The 20695-nt window shown below is 41.6% G+C and carries 22 protein-coding genes, 1 pseudogene and 1 riboswitch; of the genes and pseudogenes, 4 read left to right on the forward strand and 19 right to left on the reverse strand.

Annotated elements, in window-relative coordinates; genetic code table 11:
• Positions 1-345: 345 nt before the first annotated feature.
• On the reverse strand, positions 346-573 hold the full coding sequence (locus ABID56_RS10290; protein ID WP_354220875.1) for a hypothetical protein: 228 nt from the start codon (positions 571-573) through the stop codon (positions 346-348).
• A gap of 179 nt (positions 574-752) precedes the next feature.
• On the opposite strand from ABID56_RS10290, the gene ABID56_RS10295 reads away from it, so the two are divergent.
• Entirely contained in the window at positions 753-1514 is a 762-nt protein-coding gene (locus tag ABID56_RS10295) for a polysaccharide deacetylase family protein (protein WP_354220877.1), read from the forward strand.
• On the opposite strand, the gene ABID56_RS10300 is transcribed toward ABID56_RS10295, so the two are convergent.
• Positions 1515-2138 (reverse strand): KinB-signaling pathway activation protein, encoded by a 624-nt coding sequence (locus tag ABID56_RS10300; RefSeq protein WP_354220879.1) that lies wholly within the window; start codon positions 2136-2138, stop codon positions 1515-1517.
• A gap of 140 nt (positions 2139-2278) precedes the next feature.
• Here ABID56_RS10300 and gerD point away from each other — a divergent pair, with 140 nt between their 5' ends.
• Positions 2279-2932, forward strand: a complete 654-nt coding sequence (gene gerD / locus ABID56_RS10305) for a spore germination lipoprotein GerD (protein WP_354220881.1) — start codon at positions 2279-2281, stop codon at positions 2930-2932.
• Positions 2933-2981: 49 nt separating this feature from the next.
• On the opposite strand, the gene ABID56_RS10310 is transcribed toward gerD, so the two are convergent.
• From ABID56_RS10310 to ABID56_RS10345, 8 genes are all read right to left on the reverse strand, one after another.
• A complete protein-coding gene (locus ABID56_RS10310; RefSeq protein WP_354220883.1) occupies positions 2982-4031 on the reverse strand; it encodes an Mrp/NBP35 family ATP-binding protein in 1050 nt (349 codons plus the stop codon).
• A 93-nt stretch (positions 4032-4124) separates the two neighbouring features.
• The gene (cwlD, locus tag ABID56_RS10315) at positions 4125-4829 is read right to left on the reverse strand and encodes an N-acetylmuramoyl-L-alanine amidase CwlD (RefSeq protein WP_354220885.1); all 705 of its coding nucleotides are present in this window, start codon (positions 4827-4829) and stop codon (positions 4125-4127) included.
• 49 nt (positions 4830-4878) lie between these two features.
• A complete protein-coding gene (locus ABID56_RS10320; protein WP_354220887.1) occupies positions 4879-6318 on the reverse strand; it encodes a PH domain-containing protein in 1440 nt (479 codons plus the stop codon).
• Entirely contained in the window at positions 6311-6790 is a 480-nt protein-coding gene (locus ABID56_RS10325) for a PH domain-containing protein (RefSeq protein WP_354220888.1), read from the reverse strand. The genes ABID56_RS10320 and ABID56_RS10325 overlap by 8 nt, the downstream gene beginning before the upstream one ends.
• Before the next feature lie 23 nt (positions 6791-6813).
• Entirely contained in the window at positions 6814-7290 is a 477-nt protein-coding gene (locus ABID56_RS10330) for an RDD family protein (protein ID WP_354220890.1), read from the reverse strand.
• A gap of 12 nt (positions 7291-7302) precedes the next feature.
• Complete coding sequence (sppA, locus tag ABID56_RS10335; RefSeq protein WP_354220892.1) at positions 7303-8292, reverse strand: signal peptide peptidase SppA; 990 nt, start codon at positions 8290-8292, stop codon at positions 7303-7305.
• A 144-nt stretch (positions 8293-8436) separates the two neighbouring features.
• Positions 8437-10443 carry a TRAP transporter permease gene (locus tag ABID56_RS10340; protein WP_354220894.1) on the reverse strand — a complete coding sequence of 669 codons (2007 nt, stop codon included), beginning with the start codon at positions 10441-10443 and terminating at the stop codon, positions 8437-8439.
• Positions 10444-10535: 92 nt separating this feature from the next.
• Complete coding sequence (locus ABID56_RS10345; RefSeq protein ID WP_354220896.1) at positions 10536-11543, reverse strand: TAXI family TRAP transporter solute-binding subunit; 1008 nt, start codon at positions 11541-11543, stop codon at positions 10536-10538.
• Between the two features lie 384 nt (positions 11544-11927).
• Between ABID56_RS10345 and ABID56_RS10350 the strand changes: the two genes are divergently transcribed.
• Positions 11928-12887, forward strand: coding sequence for a sodium:calcium antiporter (locus ABID56_RS10350; protein ID WP_354220898.1), 960 nt, complete (start codon positions 11928-11930; stop codon positions 12885-12887).
• A gap of 104 nt (positions 12888-12991) precedes the next feature.
• Here ABID56_RS10350 and ABID56_RS10355 read toward each other — a convergent pair whose 3' ends face one another.
• A complete protein-coding gene (locus ABID56_RS10355) occupies positions 12992-13168 on the reverse strand; it encodes a hypothetical protein (RefSeq protein ID WP_354220900.1) in 177 nt (58 codons plus the stop codon).
• A gap of 161 nt (positions 13169-13329) precedes the next feature.
• Positions 13330-14841, reverse strand: coding sequence for a succinyl-CoA:acetate CoA-transferase ScpC (scpC, locus tag ABID56_RS10360; RefSeq protein WP_354220902.1), 1512 nt, complete (start codon positions 14839-14841; stop codon positions 13330-13332).
• Positions 14842-15107: 266 nt separating this feature from the next.
• On the opposite strand from scpC, the pseudogene ABID56_RS10365 reads away from it, so the two are divergent.
• Positions 15108-15482: pseudogene (locus ABID56_RS10365) on the forward strand (CAP domain-containing protein); the annotation flags it as partial.
• Positions 15483-16282: 800 nt separating this feature from the next.
• Here the strand turns inward: ABID56_RS10365 and ABID56_RS10375 are convergent.
• The 7 genes from ABID56_RS10375 to purD all read right to left on the reverse strand — a co-directional run bounded on the left by ABID56_RS10375 (position 16283) and on the right by purD (position 20640).
• Positions 16283-16627 (reverse strand): DUF6176 family protein, encoded by a 345-nt coding sequence (locus ABID56_RS10375; protein ID WP_354220904.1) that lies wholly within the window; start codon positions 16625-16627, stop codon positions 16283-16285.
• A 21-nt stretch (positions 16628-16648) separates the two neighbouring features.
• A complete protein-coding gene (locus ABID56_RS10380) occupies positions 16649-16948 on the reverse strand; it encodes a DUF2087 domain-containing protein (protein WP_354220906.1) in 300 nt (99 codons plus the stop codon).
• Positions 16949-17056: 108 nt separating this feature from the next.
• On the reverse strand, positions 17057-17224 hold the full coding sequence (locus ABID56_RS10385; protein WP_354220908.1) for an ArsR/SmtB family transcription factor: 168 nt from the start codon (positions 17222-17224) through the stop codon (positions 17057-17059).
• Positions 17225-17376: 152 nt separating this feature from the next.
• Positions 17377-17769: a 30S ribosomal protein S9 gene (rpsI, locus tag ABID56_RS10390; RefSeq protein WP_167263407.1), complete on the reverse strand. Its 393-nt coding sequence runs from the start codon at positions 17767-17769 to the stop codon at positions 17377-17379.
• A gap of 18 nt (positions 17770-17787) precedes the next feature.
• Positions 17788-18225 carry a 50S ribosomal protein L13 gene (gene rplM, locus ABID56_RS10395; protein ID WP_354220911.1) on the reverse strand — a complete coding sequence of 146 codons (438 nt, stop codon included), beginning with the start codon at positions 18223-18225 and terminating at the stop codon, positions 17788-17790.
• A 182-nt stretch (positions 18226-18407) separates the two neighbouring features.
• Complete coding sequence (locus ABID56_RS10400; protein ID WP_354220913.1) at positions 18408-19250, reverse strand: bifunctional 5,10-methylenetetrahydrofolate dehydrogenase/5,10-methenyltetrahydrofolate cyclohydrolase; 843 nt, start codon at positions 19248-19250, stop codon at positions 18408-18410.
• Positions 19251-19282: 32 nt separating this feature from the next.
• Positions 19283-19366, reverse strand: a riboswitch (ZMP/ZTP riboswitch).
• An 11-nt stretch (positions 19367-19377) separates the two neighbouring features.
• Positions 19378-20640, reverse strand: coding sequence for a phosphoribosylamine--glycine ligase (purD, locus tag ABID56_RS10405; RefSeq protein WP_354220915.1), 1263 nt, complete (start codon positions 20638-20640; stop codon positions 19378-19380).
• Positions 20641-20695 lie beyond the last annotated feature (55 nt).

Raw genomic sequence — 20695 nt, forward strand, 5'->3', positions numbered from 1 at the left:
CATGTATTAGGCACGCCGCCAGCGTTCGTCCTGAGCCAGGATCAAACTCTCCATAAAGTGTTTGATTTGGCTTATTGTTTCTTTTCGTCTCCGCTCTCTCCTCATTTCATAAAAATAAGAAGAAAACCGAATTGACGACAGGCTATTTTGTTTAGTTTTCAAGGTTCGAAATCATTTGTCGTTTTTGCGCGACAAGAATTAATATAGCATAACTCAAAAATGACTGTCAACAACTTAATTTAAAATTGTTTTCTCTTTGTTTAAGAGTCGATGTGATGTCTTGTCTTTCGACGACAAAAATAAATATACCACATGGATTATTCGACATCAATAGGTTTTTTAAATTTATTTTACATCGAATAAATTTTTATGCGGAATGTACTTCAAACAGTCTTTTTGTCCGGCAAACCGTTTATAAATATTAAACAATAACCGGTAACGTTCTTTAATGGCTTGTTGGACGTGTGAGTCTAAATCATGGTAGTTAAAATCATATAATAATTCGTCCATTTCTCGCTTCAATAAATACTCGAGCTCTTTTTGCTCAGCACCATTCACTAAAAACCCTAACATTCACTCACATCCATTCTTCTAATCAGTCAACTTCATTTTACCCGCAATGATTGGGAATATGTATAATCACCATTCTAAAACTATGCTCGATATCATATATATATTTCAGAATTCCTTATTTCGTTGACTCACCAAAGCTGAACTTCCATCACTAAATTCCACACTAAAGGGTGATAGTTATGATCAAGACGATTAATTGGACAAGCTGGAAAAAATGGGTCGCTGCCCTAATCATGCTTGCCATTACTTTTATGAGTTGGCACTATACGGCAAATCACACATTAAGCTTCAGCCATACACGCGACACTATTCCGTCTAGTGCCATCACCAACAGTCAACAAGAAGAAAAAGAGATTGCCCTAACGTTCAATGTATCATGGGGTGATGATGTAATTATCGATATTTTAAATGTCTTGCAAGAGGAGAAGGTGCAAGCTACATTCTTTATTAACGGTGAGTGGGCACTTAGGCAAGACGATTTAGCACAACTCATTGTCGATGAGCAACATGAAGTTGGATTGCTTGGTCATGCCCTTGATCAATACCACGACCAACCTGATAAGACCATTATCGAAGATCTTGAGAAAGGGGAAATGGTGATAAATAACTTAGACTATGAACCATTGCGTTTTGTCAGACCACCGGAACATGAATATCATCAACATGTGAATGACGTCGTGCAATCAGAGGGGTTTCAAATGATCTTTTGGCGTGTTTTTGCTCACGTTCAAGCTGACAGCGAAGTAGATACTGTTGTCGACCAACTCCATTCAGACGTTGACCCAGGAGATATTTTATTATTTTTTGCCCAAGATAATCTCACACAAACACCTGACATTTTAAAACAATTTATTCGAGACAAAAAAAGAGAGGGGTACGACTTTTTGACAGTCACAGAACTCTTATCGCCTGCTGACGTCAAATGGACCCCTCTCAATTGATTATGTTGTTTTTGCTTCTTTTTTATCTTCTGGATTCGTAAAGCCAACGATACGATGGAGCTTTAATAATTGGTACGTATTACATGCTAATAACGGGACAACCATTAACACGATCCAGTCGGTGTCACCTGTACGAAGCGACGGAATCCACTCGAGTGTCGTCACCACAATCATAAAAAACAAAGCCGGTAAGAAAGCGCGTGGATGCGTTTCTTTTGCTTTAATTTTCGCAATAGCATAAGCAAAAATCGCTAATAGTATCGGCGCAACAAGGTAAGGCCAAAATCCGTCAGGCCCTGCATCTTGATGATAACGTAAATAGACGAGCTCAAATAACGTAAAGAAAATCATGATCACTTGAGCATGTTTCCAAAAGTAACCGAAAAAACCTTTACCGAATTGGTGTAATGTTAAGTATGCGAAAAAACCCATTTGCGCAATAACACTATAAACTAGCCCATAACCTGTATACCAAAGAACCACACCTAAAAGCTCCCAAGCGTTAAACGGGTCTAAGTAAGGTTCATAAGCTTGCGTGAAAACAAAAAAGCTTGTCACAACAGTAGCGAGCGCTCCGATTGCTAATAATGTTATGAAAAATTTAAACCATACGCGAATTGTCACGATTGTTCCTCCTATTACAATATATCCAGTCCATACGCCATTTTACCATGCTTTGGCTAATTTTGCTTTCTTAAAATATGTATATTTTTTCACATCATTCTCATATTAAAACTACAACTTACGCAGCTAGAGGTGCATCGATGATGAAAAAACTAATGATAAGCCTAGTCATGATCCTTTTTATCATGGCGGGATGCAATCAAACCAGTAGCGACCAATCCTCACCTGATTATGAAGCAACGAAAAAAATGGTGACCGACATTTTAAAAACGGACGATGGTAAGAAAGCACTTCAAGAAGCATTAAAGGATGAAGCGTTAAAACAAGAGATCGTCATGCAAACGGATACAGTTAACAAAGCGGTTGAAACGATGTTTTCAGGCGATAAAGGAAAAAAGTTTTGGACAGAATTATTCAATGACCCGTCATTTGTGCAAACATACGCTAAAGCCACTCGCGAAAAAGATGAACAATTGATTAAAGGTTTGATGTCTGACTCGAGTTATCAAGATAAAATGATTTCGCTTTTCCAAAACGAAGAAGCGAGACAACTCATATTACAAATTTTAAAGAGCCAAGACTTTAAAGGTCATTTAGAAAAAACAATTCAAGAAACGATCAATAGTCCTGTATTCAAAGCGAAAATAACCGAGTCATTAATCAAAGCAGCCGAAGAAATGGAAAGCCAACAAGGTGGCTCGTTCAATGAAGGACAGGTTAATCAACAAAACAGTGGCGAAAGTAGTAATGAGGGCGAATCTGGCGGAAGTGGCGAATCTGGCGATGGCGGATGATCATAAAAAAATAAGAGGTGCAGGCAATCGCCTACACCTCTTATTTTTTTTACGCACGCTTCGTCACTTGGTTTGCAATCGATAAGAAAATCTTACCTGTCGGGTGATCTTCTTGATAAACCCCAGGTGCAAACATATCTTCTTCATCGTACGGCTGTTGTAACGGTAATCGGCCGAGCACATCTGTGTTCAACACTTCTGCTAATTTGTCGCCGCCACCTTCGCCGAAGACGTATTCTTTTTGACCTGTTAATTGGCTTTCGAAATACGCCATGTTTTCCACAATACCGATTAATTCATGGTCTGCTTTTAGAGCCATTTGCCCAGCACGTGCTGCGACGAATGCTGCTGTTGGGTGTGGTGTTGAGACGATTAGCTGTTTAGACGATGGCAGTAACTCTTGAACGTCAAGTGCAACGTCACCTGTTCCTGGTGGTAAGTCCAATAGTAGGTAATCTAAATCGCCCCACTCTACTTCTTTAAAGAAGCTCGTTAACATCTTACCTAGCATAGGACCACGCCAAATGATCGGTGAGTTGTCTTCAACAAAGAAGCCCATTGAAATCAGTTGAACACCGAAACGTTCAACTGGGATGATTTTTTCACCACGAACTTGTGGACGGTTTTCAACACCCATCATATCTGGAACGCTGAAACCGTAAATGTCTGCATCAACAATTCCGACTTTATAACCTAGGCGTTGTAATGCGATCGCTAAGTTGACGGTAACCGTTGATTTACCGACACCACCTTTACCACTTGCAACTGAGATAAACGTCGTTCCTGTTTGGCCGATAAGATTTGCTTCTTGCTCTTCATTCGCTTCAGCCATATAAGCATCGCGTTTTTCTTCTGGTAATTCCGTGAAACGCAGACCAACTGTTGAAGCGCCTTCTTTCTTCAACATACCGACGATTTCTTGTTGTAATTGCAATTGTTCACCTGAGTTCGGATCAGCTAATGCTACCTTCACACTCACGTGACCTTTGTCCTCTTTAATCTTCACGCTCTCGATGGCATCGGTCTCCTCGAACGTTTTATGTATATGGGGATCCTGTATCGGTTTTAATAACTCTATGACACGTTCTTCTGTAATCACGTCTGACACCTTCCTTTTAATTGTGGTCAAATTTATGCCAAAGCTAGTATAACATAATTTAGGGCGACACTCAGTTATTTCGATTAATCGATTTTACGAGGCTTCGTTTGCTGCAACGTACTCGATAATTCCTTCATATATAGAAGACGCTAAACGGCGTTGATAATCCTTTGTCGTTAATAACGCTCGTTCCTCACTGTTAGACAAAAACCCCATCTCCACTAATGCGCCCGTCGTTTCGGCATGTTTCAAAATATACACCCGATCAATCGCTAATGCTTGACGTGGCGTTTCGACCGAGTCCCTTAAACGTTCTTGAATCGCTTCAGCTAACTGTTTATTATCGTCACCCTCTGGATAATAAAACGTCTGCGCGCCTTGCCAGCTTTCATTCGTCACGGAATTTAAATGAACACTAACGACCAGATCCGCTTCAACATCTTTAATCATTTTCACGCGCTCACGAATATCATGCGCCTTGCGTTTAGAGTAACCCTTCATATCGTCTGGCGCTAAATCATAATCCCCTTCGCGCGTTAAATGCACCATGGCACCCGCTTCTTGTAAATAATCGCGTAACAATAAAGCTGTATTTAACGTGACCATCTTTTCTTTGTCATCGCTATAATCTGCCCCGCCATCAACCCCACCATGACCCGGATCAATCACGATCACTTGTCCAGCTAGAGGGGTAACCGTACTAGCCGCTTCCCCTTCATCGTAAAACACAATAAAGCCATATATAAGAACAGCTAAGCAAATTAATAAACTACTGCTTAACACGACTCGTTTTATCATAAAACAAACCTCCTCACCTCACTATACGGGCGAGAAGGCTTGTTTATGATTAATCATGAGCATGTTCCTGTCTTAACGAATACCAATCAGCCATGCGATCAGCATCCGCTTCATTCACTTCACGCAATATGACGTGACGCCCTGCAAAATGATTGAGTAATGATGCTTTTACCGTTGCTAAACCGTGCTTTCGATGAAGTATTGATTGGCGCTTCTCGAATGCCTGTACACGATTATGTTTCATCATGACCGTATCTTTACTAAACTCACGATACGTTAACGTTAAATGCTGGTCATCCATCGCATAACCTGCTGTTTGACGTCTTAACCACGCGAGGCCGAGCGCCAACACGATTAACACAACCGGAACATACCAAACAAACGGAAGCCATATGAGGATAGCTATTAACGCAATGACAGGGAAAAACACGGTACGGAAACCGTAATAATAAATCGTCCGTTTCGGCACACGTTCAAAAGCTGTCGGAAAAGCTTGATACTCTGGCAACATCTTTTGTAAAAAGGTTGCGACTTCATCCTGTTTGATAATCGGGAATAAAAAGGTGCGCGCGTTCACATTTTCCCCTTCTAACCCACCGCCTGCTATCTCAACATATAATGTCCCAAAGCCAAACGGTTGGCGAATCGGTGTCTCTTTGAACCCAATCGCCTGAATTCGTTTAAGCGGCACAGTCATTTGCTTTTTCTCTAACAAGCCACGTGTCATGAATAATTCCGTATCATAGCGCGTGATTTGGAATCGACCATACTTAATAATCGTACCTAAAATACCTAACACCCATAATAGGATAAACATGACTAACGCTAAGAAAATCAACACTTCAACTGCTGATGACACCATCCAAGTCATTGCTTGGTCATAAGCCGCTTCAGGAATAAATCGTTCTAATTCGGAAAATCCGACAGCTAACAACCCGAGAATGACACCGACACTACCAGACGTCGATCCTGCGATAATGAGTCGCCCCAGCGTAATTTGTTCTTGCGGGTAATCTGGTTCTTCTGCTTCATCATCCGACGATTCCACATGAGCCCGCGACTTCAACTCATCCCGAATAGCCTGTCCTTCTGCAAACGTCACCGCACTGAGCGATGCTTCTGTCTCAGTACCACTTCCGGCCGTCTCGATCTTTACTTTTGTTAATTTTAGCATACGATGAATGACGCCTTGAGTTAGATCAATTGACTGAATACGGTGTTTTGAGATATAACGATGCTTTCGGATGAACACCCCTTGTTCAATCCGAAGTTCATCGTCATAAATGTAATACCGAAAACGCGCCCACTCCACAATGCTAATCCCAATTAAGAGCACAATTAACACAAATAAGCCAAGTGCAACATAAATAAACATATCTTGGCCGAATGCAGCAATAACACCAGCACTAATGACATAGATTAAGTTTTTCAGTATTCGAATGACGCTAAAAATCACGGCAGCTGGATGGAGACGTTTTGGTTCAGACATCATCTTCATCCACCCTCGCTAATTCAGAGATTTGATCCCGTAAAGCCGCCGCCTCTTCTTGGGGTAACGCCGGGATTTCATGAACCGTTGCGGCTGTTGAAACTGTTAAATTCGATAAGCCGAACCGCTTTAGAATCGGGCCTTGCTTTGTATCAACATGCTGCACACGAATCATCGGTACTAATGTGCGCGAGACGATCAAAATGCCATGTTGCACATAAATCTCTTGGTCAAACACTTCATACCGCCACCGTCGCCAACGGACAATCGGAATGACAAACACAATCACATACGAGAGCACCGCCCAAACAACTAAGGCTGTTACCGAAATCCATAACGGCCAATTAAAGAAATGACCGACAATAAAACTAGCAATCACCAGTAATAGAACAATCGCCATGACGATCGCATCCGCCATTCGCCATGCTTTAACGGCATCTTCAGCAATCCAATGCTGCGGTGGTTGTCGCATCGAGAAACCTCCTCTATTATGCTTTATTCATGAATCACGTACGTATCACCAATCATGTCGTGAATGCCTTGTTTTTCCGGGTTAAAGGCAACGACGATGTACAATAAATTCGTAAACCCTAACACTCGGTAAAAGAAACGACCCACAACCTCACGAAAGACGAGATCACTCCAACTTAACGGTTCACGGTCTTGACGAATGACTCGCAAACCGAAAATACGCTTGCCTAACGTTTGATTAAACCATTTCGTCATGAAAACAAAATAAGCATACAAAACAATTGTCGTTAAGATAGCAGCAACAGTCCAAAAACCAATCTCAACATTATCGCCACCCGTGACGATGCGATACGGCATCAAGATAACTCCATTAATCGCAAAGACGACAATTAAATCGACGACATAAGCCCAAAAGCGCATCCAAAAACCAGCATAACGAACATCTTCATGTTGAGCATGTTCATCCGCTTCATAAACGTTCGATTCATACGTTTCAGTCATCGACGTCACCTCCTATTCTGTGTATAAATACATCGCACGTGGCGAATTCGATTCACGAATCATTTCTTCTAATTGCGCAAAACGTAATTGATCGCCAAATAAATTCGCAGCCGCTCCATTTACAAACGAGCTGAATCCTGCGTTCGCATTTAACTCCACAACTCGTGCGTTCTGCAGATCCTGATCTTCTTTCAATTGGGCAATGGCATCATCTAATGACCCTAACGAATCTACCAATCCGTTTTCAGCTGCCTGTGAGCCTGTATAAACGCGACCGTCACCAAGCTCACGGACGGTTGACTCGTCCATATCTCGACCTTCAACAATGACGTCAACGAAATCGTTATACATATCGTCGACCATCGTTTGTAAAATCTCTTCCTCATCTTCTGTCATCGGACGATAAGATGACATGATATCTTTATATTCACCGCTTGTAATTGTATTGAACTCCACACCTAAATCGTCGGCTAATTGAGCAAAATTAATCGACTCCATAATAACGCCAATCGAACCTGTTAATGTGGCAGGGTGAGCAAAAATCTTATCAGCTGGCGCAGAAATGTAATATCCCCCTGATGCTGCCGTATTGCCCATCGAAACATAGACAGTTTTATCGGCTTCTCGAATCTCAACTATACGGTCATGAATTTGCGCACTTTCGACAACACCACCACCTGGCGTGTTGACATTCAAGACGAGCGCTTTATATTGGTCACTTTCTTTAACATGGTCAAGCATTCCCAATAATTGGTCATGATTATATGTACCAGCACTTAATACGCCACCTGTGACACCTGACTGAATGACTCCTTCAACATTAATCACCGCGACGCTTTCATTCAAACTACCTTCTTCGACGACTTCTTCAGAATACTCGCTATCCGTTTGGAACATCTCAGTAAAATCAGTCGTCGCAACGGTTGTCGTAATTTGTGCGACGGTTGATAAGACGAGAAGCCCAACCGCTATAGCTAATGCAATCCAACGCTTTTGATTCATAGCTTATTCCTCCTTAAATTGATTCAATTTCGACAATAACGGTTTCATTATATCATGCTTGATGATTTTTCCAACATGGTTATGTTGAAATAATTGATAAATATAAAAAAAGCGGGGTTATATAAAAACCCCGCTTCTCACTAGCTATGCTGCAGCAATGCCTTGTCGATCTTGTGGACGTCGTGTTTGGACGTACCACACAAGTGCAATCATCACGACACCGGCAATATCGATATACGGATTCGGCGTAATTAGCATTAAACCAGCTGTAATTAATAGTAGTCGTTCCCAAACACGACTATCACGTTGGAAATAACCCATCACTGAACTACTCACACCCATCATACCAATTAACGCTGTCACGACAGCTAATATTAGCGCAAACACCGAATGATCGCCTGCTTGAACTAATATCGGATTGTACACAAAGATGTACGGTATAATGAATGCGGCTATCGCCAGTTTAACGGCGGTTAACCCACTCTTAAACGGATTCGATTTGGCTATACCTGACCCGGCGTATGCCGCTAAGCATACAGGCGGTGTAATATCAGCCACAATACCGAAATAGAAAACAAATAAATGGGCTGCTAACACCTCGACACCAAACCCATTAATTAAGGCTGGTGCAGCAATCGTCGCAGTTACGACGTAGTTCGCTGTTGTCGGTAAGCCCATACCTAAAATGATACACGCAAGCATTGTGAATATTAAAGCAAGCAATTGAATATCATTCGATAATGTAATGATGGCTGCTGCCACTTTACCACCTAAGCCAGTCATACCGACGACACCTGCGATAATACCAGCCGTACCAACTGCCGCAATAACAGGTAACGCTGTGCGAGCACCTTGTTCTAACACAAAGAAGATCTTCTTAATCGACATGCGTGTTTCTTTACTAATCATACTAACGACAAAGGCTGTTAGAATACCGATCAAGGCCGCACGTTGCGGTGTATAACCGATAAACAACGTCGTTACAATCGTGATTAACGGCAGTAGCATGTACCCTTTTATCTTTAGCAAGTTCCAAGCACTCGGTAAACTTTCTTTAGGCGCTCCAAAAATACCTGCTTTTTTCGCTTCATAATGTGCCCCCATAAAGATACCCGAAAAATAAAGCATCGCTGGGATGAGAGCGGCAAGCATAATCGTGCCATAATCTGTCCCCGTATATTCAATCATAATGAAGGCCGCTGCCCCCATAATTGGCGGCATGAGCTGACCACCTGTAGAAGCTGATGCTTCGGCTGCTGCCGCAAATTCTGGCCGGAACTTCGCCTTTTTCATCATCGGAATTGTAAACGACCCTGATGACACCGTATTGGCAATGGAACTACCTGATACCATACCTTGAAGCGCACTGGCCGATACAGCTGCTTTGGCCGTACCACCTGTGAAACGACCGGTCAAAGCAAAGGCTAAATCGTTAAAGAATTGCCCAATCCCAGAATGAACTAAAATCACACCAAATAATAGGAATAAGAAAATAAAACGCGAGGACACTTGTACTGGAATACCGAATACCGCATTTTCTCGGTACCACAAGTCAGTCATCACTTTCTCAAACGAAAAGCCTGTATGAGACAATACTTGTGTCGGGATTAAATTACCGTATAACGCATACAGTATGACCGCTCCTGCGACGATCACGATTGGCAGTCCTACCGCACGTCTTGTTGCTTCAAGTAACAGAAGCACACCAATAACCGATACGATAACATCTAACGTCTCATAACCATGTATTCGCGCATCTAAAATCTTATCGAAAAAAATAATCTTATAGTAACCAACAAAAATAGCTGTGAACGCCAAGATGACGTCATACCACGGAACACCACGGTCATGTAGTCCCTTTTTTGCCGGGTAGAGTAAATAAATGATACCGAGCGCTGTTCCGACGTGGACGGCACCTTGAATTTGTGATTGAAGCGTTCCATAATAACCTGTGTATAAATGGAAAAACGTCAAATAGAGTGCTAGAAACGTAACAATCCAAGCCCATTTTCCGATATTACTTCTCACATTGCTTTCGCGATCATATTCTCTCAGTAATTCTTGTTCATCAACGTGATCACCGTGTTGTTGGGTGTCTGTTGATGCTTCCTCATTTACATCGTTGTTCTTGTTGTTCGATCTTTTAGACACACCCTTCACCACCTTCAACATATATGGGTAGGTACAAAAAGGACCGGCACACTGTGTCGGTCCTTTTCATACTCATCCATTGACCTACTATCTTATTTAAGGTCAGATAATGATTCAACGCCTGTTTCTTCACGCGTAATAATCTGCATCACTTCTGGATAAATATGACCAATGAATGCAAAATTATCAACGGCTGCATCTTCGAATTCACCTTCACCGTTAAACGCATCTTGCGCTGGGATGTGAACGGTCATACCTAAGTCTAGTTCGTCACGCCCAATTGAAGCTAAGTTCTCTACAGATGCACCTGTTTCAGTTGATGTCACACTTACACCATCAATATTGTTATTCCATACTGTTGCCATTTCACCGCCTAGTGGATAGTAAGTACCACCAGAGCTACCAGTACCCATAACAATCTCGTCAGCACGATCTTCAGGAGTTGCTGAAACCTCTGCCACATCTCCTTCAATCTCTAAACCTTGCTCTTCATAATACTCAGCAGCACCAGGGTGTACAGGTAACCCTTCAGAACCACTTAGTGCATTTTCTAATGTCATATGATCAGATTGAGCGTGTGTATTTTCATCAGCATTTTCAATCGATACACGCGCCAGATCATACGCTAATTCATTATCAATCGTATTCGTATTCGCAACTAGTACAGCATAAGCTGTAACCGTTTGCACGTCCTCTTCTAAGAAATCATAAGAATCTGAAGAAATCGTATACGGAAGATAACCTAATTCATCTTGTGCGTACTGCACTTCATCTTCTGTTAAACTGATTAACTTCGCATCACCTGTGTTCGCTTGCAAGTCATTAACACTACCAGCAGGCAACCCTAACAAACCAAATGATGCATCAATATTTCCGTCTTGAAGACCATCACGAGCATTTCCGAAACCTTCTTCATACTTGTCATAATCGCCGTCTTCAATACCGGCACCTTCTAAAATAACTGTCGCAGCAGCTTGTGTACCACTACCAGCAGGTCCGATCGCAATACGCGACTCGCCTCCATCTCCTGAGCCACAAGCAGCTAATACCATCGTGGCAATAAAACCAATTGCAATTAATCCAACAATCGATTTTCTCATGTGAATCTCCCCCTAAATTAAATTGATTTATATAACTAGACTCCTTACACGATAAATCTATTATAGTAAGAAACCTAGACGTCACACAATTGTAAATTTTAATCCCTTACATAGTTTAACTCAAACTAACTTAAAATGGCAAATTTTAAAACTTTTATGTCCGATAATACTATACCATGTTTATTGACTCTTTGCATCTATTAAGCTATAGTTATGTTAGACAAGGGGAGTAGCGACCGTATTTAACGGTTGATGAATCGTCAATCTCGGTAATGTGATTATTACCCGGTTCATCATATAATACGCAAGACCTTGGCCTCGTATGATGGCCAAGGTCTTTTTTATGTTCTTTTTTACCATTCTTAAAGAGGAGAGACAGACATTATGATATGGATTAGTTTTATCATTGCGGCTATCGTCGTCGTGTATGCCGCAATCAAATTAAATGAATACGGTGATCAAATTAGCAGGCAAACGGCCATGAGTGGCGCCATGGTTGGTGGTTTACTCATTGCTGGTGCAACCTCATTACCCGAATTAACGACAAGCGTAACTGCGGTTTATGTCGATAATGTTGATATTGCTGTCGGGAATATGGTTGGGAGTAATGTTTTTAACGTGTTAATTTTAGCTGCTGTTGATTTGTATTACCGAAAACAACAAGCATTTAACCAACTTGAATCACGCCAACACATCCCGTCGATCCTATTCGGCATTGCGTTAACCGTCACGATTATTATCGCTATGCTAGTCGACAACAGCATTACTCTATTCAATATCGGGATCGAAATGTTCATTCTCGTCGGCTTATATATTTTAAGTGTGAAATTATTTGAAGAAGAAGAGCCTGATGAAGACGTGATCGTTGATGAAAAACGGATGTCGACTCGTAAAGTGATTCAGTTCTTTATAATGTCAGCGGTCACGGTTCTAATTGCCGGAAGTGTTTTATCAATTACAGGGGATTTAATTGCTGAGCAAACAGGCATCAATTCGAGTTTCGTCGGCAGTGTGTTAATTGCCGCTTCAACGTCTCTACCAGAGCTTGTCGCAGTGATTGCCGCGTACAAACTCGCCAACTATGCGATTGCAGCCGGGTCTATTCTTGGCAGCAATTTATTCAATCTATTATTACTTGCCTTTACCGATGCGTTTTATCAAACGGGACCTATTTTACAAGGGGTGAGTACCTCAATTATTACAACAGCGACATTAAGTTTAGGTATGATGATTATCCTACTGTTTATCTTAATGCGCCAAGCGAAAACGTCTATGATTCGCTACACATTACCAGCGATTCTAATCGTGATCATTTACCTTGGTGTCTCGTATATGACCTTTTAAATAAAAAACGAGCTTGGGACAAAACCTAATTCAGTAAAGTAAAACCCGGACGATTTAATTATAAAAAATAAATCGTCCGGGTTTTCTGCTTGAATGACGCTCCATCAAAACACTTCGCTTGGTTCTACGTGACATAAGCTCAACATCGGCTCTTCTGGCGCAATCGCCATGTTTCCTTTACCGGGGCACGGCTCGAGCCAGGCAACATCATCGAGTAAGCTACTCTGCAACTTGCACCGAGGAAGCAAGCTTCGAAGCGCTGCTAGAAGACGCAGGTGCATCCCTCAGCCCCAAAAGCGGGGCTTGCGGGGTCTCGAGACGCGTGCTGTTCCCGCAGGCGTCTACGTGTTTTGATTCCGCTTCATTAGTGCTAAACTATTATGATGTCCAAACACTCGTCTTTTTTACAATTGAATCTACTTCTGACCCAGTCCCGTTTTATTTATGTTGATTTAATGAGTGACTTCATCGTGCCTGTTCGTTCAAATTGCGTATGCCATGACAATGCTTTTTCTAACATATGAGGCGTTTGTCCACCGCGTGAAGCCGCTTCGTTAAAATATTCATATAAAGCATCGCGGTAAGACGGATGAGCACAGTTTTCAATAATTCGCTCGACACGTTGACGAGGAGCGAGCCCGCGCAAGTCCGCATAGCCTTGCTCTGTCACAAGTATATCAACATCATGTTCCGTATGATCCACATGCGATACCATCGGGACGACACTTGAAATATCGCCATTTTTCGCAATCGACTTCGTGACAAAGATCGACAAACGCGCATTACGTGCAAAGTCGCCTGACCCACCAATACCATTCATCATCTTCGTTCCGAGCACATGCGTTGAATTGACGTTTCCGTAAATATCCATTTCAAGCGCTGTATTAATCGAAATCAAACCTAATCGACGAATGATTTCTGGATGATTCGATAACTCTTGTGTACGAAGAATTAATTGATCTTTATAATCGTCAAAATGATCGTATACTTGCTTCATTTTGTCTTCTGACAGTGTAATGGAACAACATGACGCCTTGTTGACTTTTCCTGCGTCAATCAAATCAAACACCGCGTCTTGTAGGACTTCAGAATATACGTCTAAATTTTCAAAGTCTGATTCTAACAACCCGTGGAAAACGGCATTAGCGACCGACCCAATCCCTGATTGCAATGGCGCTAATTCCTTCGTCAATCGACCTTGTTCCACCTCAGATTCTAAGAAACGAATGAGATGACTCGCCATTTGTTTCGTTTCATCATCTGGCGGGACGATCGGTGACGGTGAGTCAGGTTGATTCGTCATCACAATGCCGACGATTTTATTTGGATCAACCGGAATTCCTCTCGTTCCGATTCGATCATCTGGCTTTGTTAATGGAATCGGCTCGCGACTCCCTTGCTTATCTAATGAATAGATATCATGCATACCTTCAAACGCCTCTGGTTGTGCAGTATTAATTTCCACAATGACCTGAGATGCGCTTTCGACAAAGCTTAATGAATTGCCGACTGACGTTGTCGGTATAATCATGCCATCATTAGTCACTTTAATCGCTTCAATAATGGCTACATCGATCGCTTCCATCGTTTGATTCCGCAACATTTCCGCTGTATGCGATAAATGTTGGTCGACAAAATGAAAATCACCTTGGTTAATTTTCTTGCGCATGACTGAATCCGCTTGAAACGGTAAACGTTTGCGAATAATACCCGCTTCAGCCATCATTTGGTCTAAGTCAGACCCAAGCGATGCCCCTGTAAAAATATCTACCTTAAACGATTCTGTCTCACTCCGCTTAACGAGCGCTTGCGGCACAGCTTTCGCATCGCCCGCTCGCGTAAATCCACTCAAACCGAGTGTCATACCATCTTTAATCCATGCCGCTGCTTCTTCAGCTGACACGATTCGATTTTTTAATTCTTGTTGTTCTATTCTTTCGATTCCTTGTGTCATCAAACAACGCCGCCTTTCGTTACGACTTTTGCTTACACTCATACTATACCACACCCCGTATTGTTTTAACGGCTATTTCAATGACAATTGTAAGAACAAAACAAACTGAGCAGTCTTTCATTCATTTAGTTCACACGTTATATAACCTAAAATTACCAGCTTAAAACCTACTCTTTTTCTGAACACTAATAGCGAAAGGAGAGAATACTATGCGCGTTTTAAACACATTCATGATGCTTTTGTTCTTCATGTCATTCGTCATTCTAACTCCTGTATCAGCCCAATCACCAGAAGAAAAAGTGGCTGAGTTAACGAATGCCGAAAGACAAGATCAAGGAAGAAGTCCGTTAACGTATAGTACAGAATTGTCGAAAGTCGCTGAAGAAAAGGCGAAAGATATGTACAACAATAACTACTTCTCCCACACGTCCCCAACATACGGATCGCCATTTGATATGATGAAGGAATACGGAATCAACTATCGTACAGCCGGAGAAAATATTGCGAAAGGCCAACCGTCCGCATCAGCCGTCGTCCAAGATTGGATGAACAGCACCGGTCATAGACGGAATATGTTAAGTCCAGACTTTAATCGGATTGGTGTTGGCTATTATGAAGGGCATTGGGTGCAAATGTTTATTTATTCAGAAACAGCACAGGATCCAAGCCCGCCAGCACCGAAAGAAGATAACTATGATCCAAGTCCCGAGCGCTCTTCATGGCAATACTATACCGTGAAACAAGGCGACACAGCTTGGGAAATCGCCATGGACAACTGGATTAGTCTCAAACAGCTAGAAATTTTAAACCCAAACCTTGATAACTTAGGTCGTTTACAAGTTGGACAGGAGATGCGAATTAGCGGCAATCAATATGAGGTCAAACGAGGCGACACAGCGTCAAGCATTGCCCAAAAACACGGCATGAAACTGTGGGAGTTACGAGAACTAAATCCACAAGATGATAATTTAAACACCCTTTATATCGGCCAAGGGCTTTATGTTAGATAAAAAGAGCCTGGGACAAAACCTAATTCAGTAAAGTAAAACCCGGACGATTTAATTATTAAAAATAGATCGTCCGGGTTTTCTGCTTGAATGACGCTCCATCAAAACACTTCGCTTGGTTCTACGTGACATAAGCTCAACATCGGCTCTGCTGGCGCAATCGCCGTGTTTCCTTTACCGGGGCACGGCTCGAGCCAGGCAACCTCATCGAATATGCTTCCTTGCAACTTGCACCGAGAAAGCAAGCTTCGAAGCGCTGCTAGAAGACGCAGGTGCATCCCTCAGCCCAAAAGCGGGGCTTGCGGTGTCTCGAGACGCGTGCTGTTCCCGCAGGCGTCTACGTGTTTTGATTCCGCTTCATCATTGCTTACCTGTTATGATATCCAAACATTCGCCTTTTGCACAATTTAATACCCTTCTGTCCCAACCTCTTTTTAGGTCATACTATTTTTAATTTTAGTGGGGATCATGGTAACAGAAGGAGTTAAGTCAATTGGTTTACTGGTTTGATCTATACATTCTTCCCAGTATTCTAAATGCTTCTGATCCACCCAATGATTCGAACCCCCAACATACTGGCCACCACTTCCTTGAATCGAATACCAATATAGATATTCTTGATCACCATCATTCTCTCTGAAAATCGTTTCAACATACATTTGCTCATCTTCTAACGTTAACAACACGCTTTCCATATGTTCGTTTAAAAAGTTCAACCATTCATCAACTTGCTTAGACTTACCATCCTTAACTTTAAATTTTGTTAACTCGACAAACATCATTCGACTCCTTTTAGCTATTTAAATCAACCACAATTCCCTTGGGTTTAACTCATAATATCCCTTATCCCGCGTCATAAACTGGTGCATAATAAACTCTCTTCGAATGGTGGCAAAATCATCGTGAAATTGTTTAATGTGTTTGTTAATTTTTGGCTCAGGATACGACTGACCTGCTTCTAAACCTTTAATAATATGTTCTAATATAATTAATCGCTTTTTCAGTTGAGCAGGCATTGATTTAATTCGGCCATCAGACTCAATAAAATTATTTAACACTTTATGCTTTTTTTCATCTGTTACTTGCAATTCTTCACTCATACCATCATCCCCCAATCGTGTAATCGCTCCTGCTAATAAGTCTAATTTCCGCTCATTTAGCGCATAATAAATCGTATTTTTGTCACGTCGTTGGTAAACAATACCAATTTATTTCAACTTCGCAATATGATGTGAAATCGTCGGTGGCGTTAACCCCAACTTCCCTGCAATAGCTTGTCCATGTAGAGCTCCGCCTTCTTTTAGTAATCCAATAATTCTTAAACGCGTTTGATCGCCAACTGTTTTATGGAAATGGACTAATTTATCTAATCGCATCAACTCAACTCCTATATTAGACATTCATCTAATTAGATGGAATTTACAAGCACTAATTTTAAATTTACTACCGAAACAATCTTATCTCCATAAAAAATACCCTTTTTGCTTCTGAAAGCAAAAAGGGTATAAACCTTGATATATAAATCTTTTTAACGCTTTGAGAACTGTGGTGAACGACGAGCGCCACGAAGACCGTATTTTTTACGTTCTTTCTCGCGTGCGTCACGCGTTAGAAGTCCAGCGCGTTTTAGCGATGGGCGGTATTCAGGGTCAGCTTCTAATAGAGCGCGAGCAACGCCTAAGCGGATCGCACCAGCTTGACCTGAGAATCCACCACCATCAACGTTGACATAAATGTCATAGTTTCCTGTGTTTTCTGTAACGTCTAATGGTTGGTTAATCACACGACGTAGAGTTTCGTGTGGGAAGTATTGTTCTGCATCGATTTTATTCACAACGACTTTACCATTACCTGGTACTAGTCGTACACGTGCTACTGAGCTTTTACGACGGCCAGTGCCGTTATATTGTACTTGTGCCAATTCAATTACCCTCCTTAATTATCCACGAAGCTCGTAAACTTCTGGTTTTTGTGCATGATGTCTATGGTTAGCGTCACGATAAACGTGTAGCTTTTGGCCCATTTTACGACCTAATTTGTTCTTAGGTAGCATGCCTTTGATCGCTTGTTCAAGCATTTGTACTGGATAATTATTACGCATTTCTTCTGCGCTACGTTCTTTCAAACCACCTGGGTAGTTTGAGTGACGGTAATATTTCTTGTCTGTTAACTTCTTACCTGTTAACTGAATTTTATCTGCATTAATGATGATGACATTGTCACCTGTATCAACGTGTGGTGTGTAGCTTGGCTTATGTTTGCCACGTAGAAGTGTTGCAACTTCTGTCGATAGACGACCTAAAGTTTGGCCTTCTGCGTCAACTACGTACCATTTACGCTCAACGTTTTGTTCGTTTGCCATAAATGTTTGGCGCATGACGATTCCCTCCTGTTATTTCCGTTTCATTACGTTTATCTCATCACGAATAGTTTCCGGGGCTATTACGTGGATATGATAAAATGCCATAGAATATATTATAATATCTGTGGGTAGAATGTCAAGATAAATAAACGTTTTTATTTATCTTAAACTTATATATTCAGTTAATATAATCATTATTATCTTGTTAGGTTTTGCGCAGCTATAACGGTGTTTCTTAATAGTATCGCAATCGTGACAGGGCCGACACCGCCTGGCACAGGAGTGATTGCACTCGCTTGTTGATAGCATGTTTCATAATCACAATCGCCCACATTACCTTTATTATACCCAGCATCGAGGACAATCGCGCCAGGTTTTAACCATTCCCCTTGAACAAAATTCGGTTTTCCAACAGCCGCTACAACGATATCTGCTTGTTGAACGATATCACCGAGCCGTTCTGTTTTAGAATGGCTGACTGTCACAGTCGCATGACGATTGAGAAGCATCATAGAAACAGGTTTACCTAAAATCGGACTGCGCCCTATAACAACCGCATGTTTACCTTCAACATCAATATCATAATAATCTAACATTTTCATAATAGCCGCTGGTGTACAGCATGGATAAGCATTTAATTGAAATGCTGTTGATCCAAATCCCTGACTAGTCACGCCGTCAACATCTTTCGATAACGTAATTGTATCAAATGCTAAGCGTTCGTCGATATGACTAGGCACAGGGTGTTGTAGCAAAATACCATGGACCGAATTATCTTCGTTTAATCGTTGGATTGTTTGTATCAAGTCCGTTGTCGACGTTTCGGTTGGTAGTAAAACCTGTTCAGATACTATTCCTATTCGTTCACACGCGTTTGCTTTCATCCTAACATATGTATGAGACGATAGATCATCACCGACTAATACGGTAACCAGTTTCGGTATCACACCTTGATTCCGTAATGTTGCAACATCACCTTCTAATTTAGCTTTGATCGCCTTCGATACTTCTTGTCCATTCATTAGTAATGGTTCGTTCATATTAAATCCTCCTGAACATATAAGAGAAAAATTCCTCCTGCCCAGACGACCGGCTTAATTAACATGCAGCTCCCTTATGGTCATTTCCAATTCAGTCGTCAGTCACCACATGTATTAATGTAATTAGTTATAACTTTTGTAACGCTTTATTTGCAATGTCTTTACGGTAAAAGACATGTTCTGAATCTAAATATTTTATTTGTTCGTAGACATGTCGCTGCGCCTGTTCGATGGTCGCTCCGCTCGCTCCAATCAGTAGCAATCGACCACCATTAGTAACCCACTTACCATCTCGTTTTTTCGTGCCAGCATGGAAAGTGAATAGATCTGATTGTAAATTGCTTAAGCCTTGCAGTGGCATTCCCTTCTCATAAGATGCAGGATAGCCTAAAGCTGCAAGAACGACACCAACAACAGCTTCATCTGACCAAGACAACATGACAGGTCGATCATCCAGTACGCAATCGATAACGTCAACTAAATCTGTTTGTAAACGCGGTAAGACAACTTGTGCTTCAGGATCACCAAATCGAGCATTAAATTCTATGACTTTCGGTCCTTCTGATGTGGCAATTAAACCAGCATATAATATGCCAGTAAATGAACGGTTTTCGGCGATGAGTGCTTTTGCTACTGGCTTTAATATCGTTTGAACGGATTGATGATAAGTTTGTTCGTTAATTTGAGGAACTGGTGAATACGCTCCCATTCCTCCTGTATTAGGACCCTCGTCGTGATCGAAGGCTCGCTTATGGTCTTGGGAAACGACCATCGGGTAAACGTTTTCCCCATTTACGAAAGCCATTAATGAAAATTCTTCTCCCTCTAAGTAATCCTCTATGACCACACGATGATTAGTTTCTTCGTCTTGTTCACCTGACAACATCGCATCGACTGCTTGATGCGCCTCTAACAATGTCGTTGCAACGGTGACACCTTTACCTGAAGCTAACCCGTCTGCTTTAATAACAATTGGGGCGCCTTGATTTGATATATATCGTTTAGCCGCTTCTGCATTTGTAAAGGTTTGATACTTCGCGTTCGGAATCTGATAATCATGCATTAATCGCTTTGCGAAATCTTTACTGCCTTCAATTAATGCAGCTTCTTGTGTCGGTCCAAAAATCCGAAGTCCTGCTTGCTGAAAACGATTAACGATACCATCCATCAATGGCGCTTCAGGTCCAACAATTGTTAAATCAATCGCTTGCTGAAAAGCCAGTTTAATTAATTGATCGTGATCGTTTTCTGCAATTGGTTCAATGTGAGCGACATCACGCATGCCATCATTACCAGGTGCTACAATAATTTGACCTACGCGCTCACTTTGGCTCAAACTACACGCTATAGCATGTTCACGACCTCCGCGACCGATGATTAACACATTCATCAAAACACCTCTTTCTCAACAGCATTAATGATTAACTACACGTATGAACTCCTGT

The organism is Alkalibacillus flavidus, from assembly GCF_040545925.1.
In the GTDB taxonomy this organism is placed as follows: domain Bacteria; phylum Bacillota; class Bacilli; order Bacillales; family Alkalibacillaceae; genus Alkalibacillus; species Alkalibacillus flavidus.

Excerpts from the sequence above, each read along its gene's own strand:
- ABID56_RS10375 (WP_354220904.1), bottom strand. The coding sequence starts at position 16,627 with ATGTTTGTCGAGTTAACAAAATTTAAAGTTAAGGATGGTAAGTCTAAG.
- gerD (WP_354220881.1), top strand. The coding sequence starts at position 2,279 with ATGATGAAAAAACTAATGATAAGCCTAGTCATGATCCTTTTTATCATG.
- ABID56_RS10290 (WP_354220875.1), bottom strand. The coding sequence starts at position 573 with ATGTTAGGGTTTTTAGTGAATGGTGCTGAGCAAAAAGAGCTCGAGTAT.
- ABID56_RS10320 (WP_354220887.1), bottom strand. The coding sequence starts at position 6,318 with ATGTCTGAACCAAAACGTCTCCATCCAGCTGCCGTGATTTTTAGCGTC.
- scpC (WP_354220902.1), bottom strand. The coding sequence starts at position 14,841 with ATGACACAAGGAATCGAAAGAATAGAACAACAAGAATTAAAAAATCGA.
- ABID56_RS10345 (WP_354220896.1), bottom strand. The coding sequence starts at position 11,543 with ATGAGAAAATCGATTGTTGGATTAATTGCAATTGGTTTTATTGCCACG.
- ABID56_RS10380 (WP_354220906.1), bottom strand. The coding sequence starts at position 16,948 with ATGAGTGAAGAATTGCAAGTAACAGATGAAAAAAAGCATAAAGTGTTA.
- ABID56_RS10325 (WP_354220888.1), bottom strand. The coding sequence starts at position 6,790 with ATGCGACAACCACCGCAGCATTGGATTGCTGAAGATGCCGTTAAAGCA.
- ABID56_RS10330 (WP_354220890.1), bottom strand. The coding sequence starts at position 7,290 with ATGACTGAAACGTATGAATCGAACGTTTATGAAGCGGATGAACATGCT.
- sppA (WP_354220892.1), bottom strand. The coding sequence starts at position 8,292 with ATGAATCAAAAGCGTTGGATTGCATTAGCTATAGCGGTTGGGCTTCTC.
- cwlD (WP_354220885.1), bottom strand. The coding sequence starts at position 4,829 with ATGATAAAACGAGTCGTGTTAAGCAGTAGTTTATTAATTTGCTTAGCT.
- ABID56_RS10350 (WP_354220898.1), top strand. The coding sequence starts at position 11,928 with ATGATATGGATTAGTTTTATCATTGCGGCTATCGTCGTCGTGTATGCC.
- ABID56_RS10355 (WP_354220900.1), bottom strand. The coding sequence starts at position 13,168 with ATGCACCTGCGTCTTCTAGCAGCGCTTCGAAGCTTGCTTCCTCGGTGC.
- ABID56_RS10295 (WP_354220877.1), top strand. The coding sequence starts at position 753 with ATGATCAAGACGATTAATTGGACAAGCTGGAAAAAATGGGTCGCTGCC.
- ABID56_RS10400 (WP_354220913.1), bottom strand. The coding sequence starts at position 19,250 with ATGAACGAACCATTACTAATGAATGGACAAGAAGTATCGAAGGCGATC.
- ABID56_RS10385 (WP_354220908.1), bottom strand. The coding sequence starts at position 17,224 with ATGCGATTAGATAAATTAGTCCATTTCCATAAAACAGTTGGCGATCAA.
- rplM (WP_354220911.1), bottom strand. The coding sequence starts at position 18,225 with ATGCGCCAAACATTTATGGCAAACGAACAAAACGTTGAGCGTAAATGG.
- purD (WP_354220915.1), bottom strand. The coding sequence starts at position 20,640 with ATGAATGTGTTAATCATCGGTCGCGGAGGTCGTGAACATGCTATAGCG.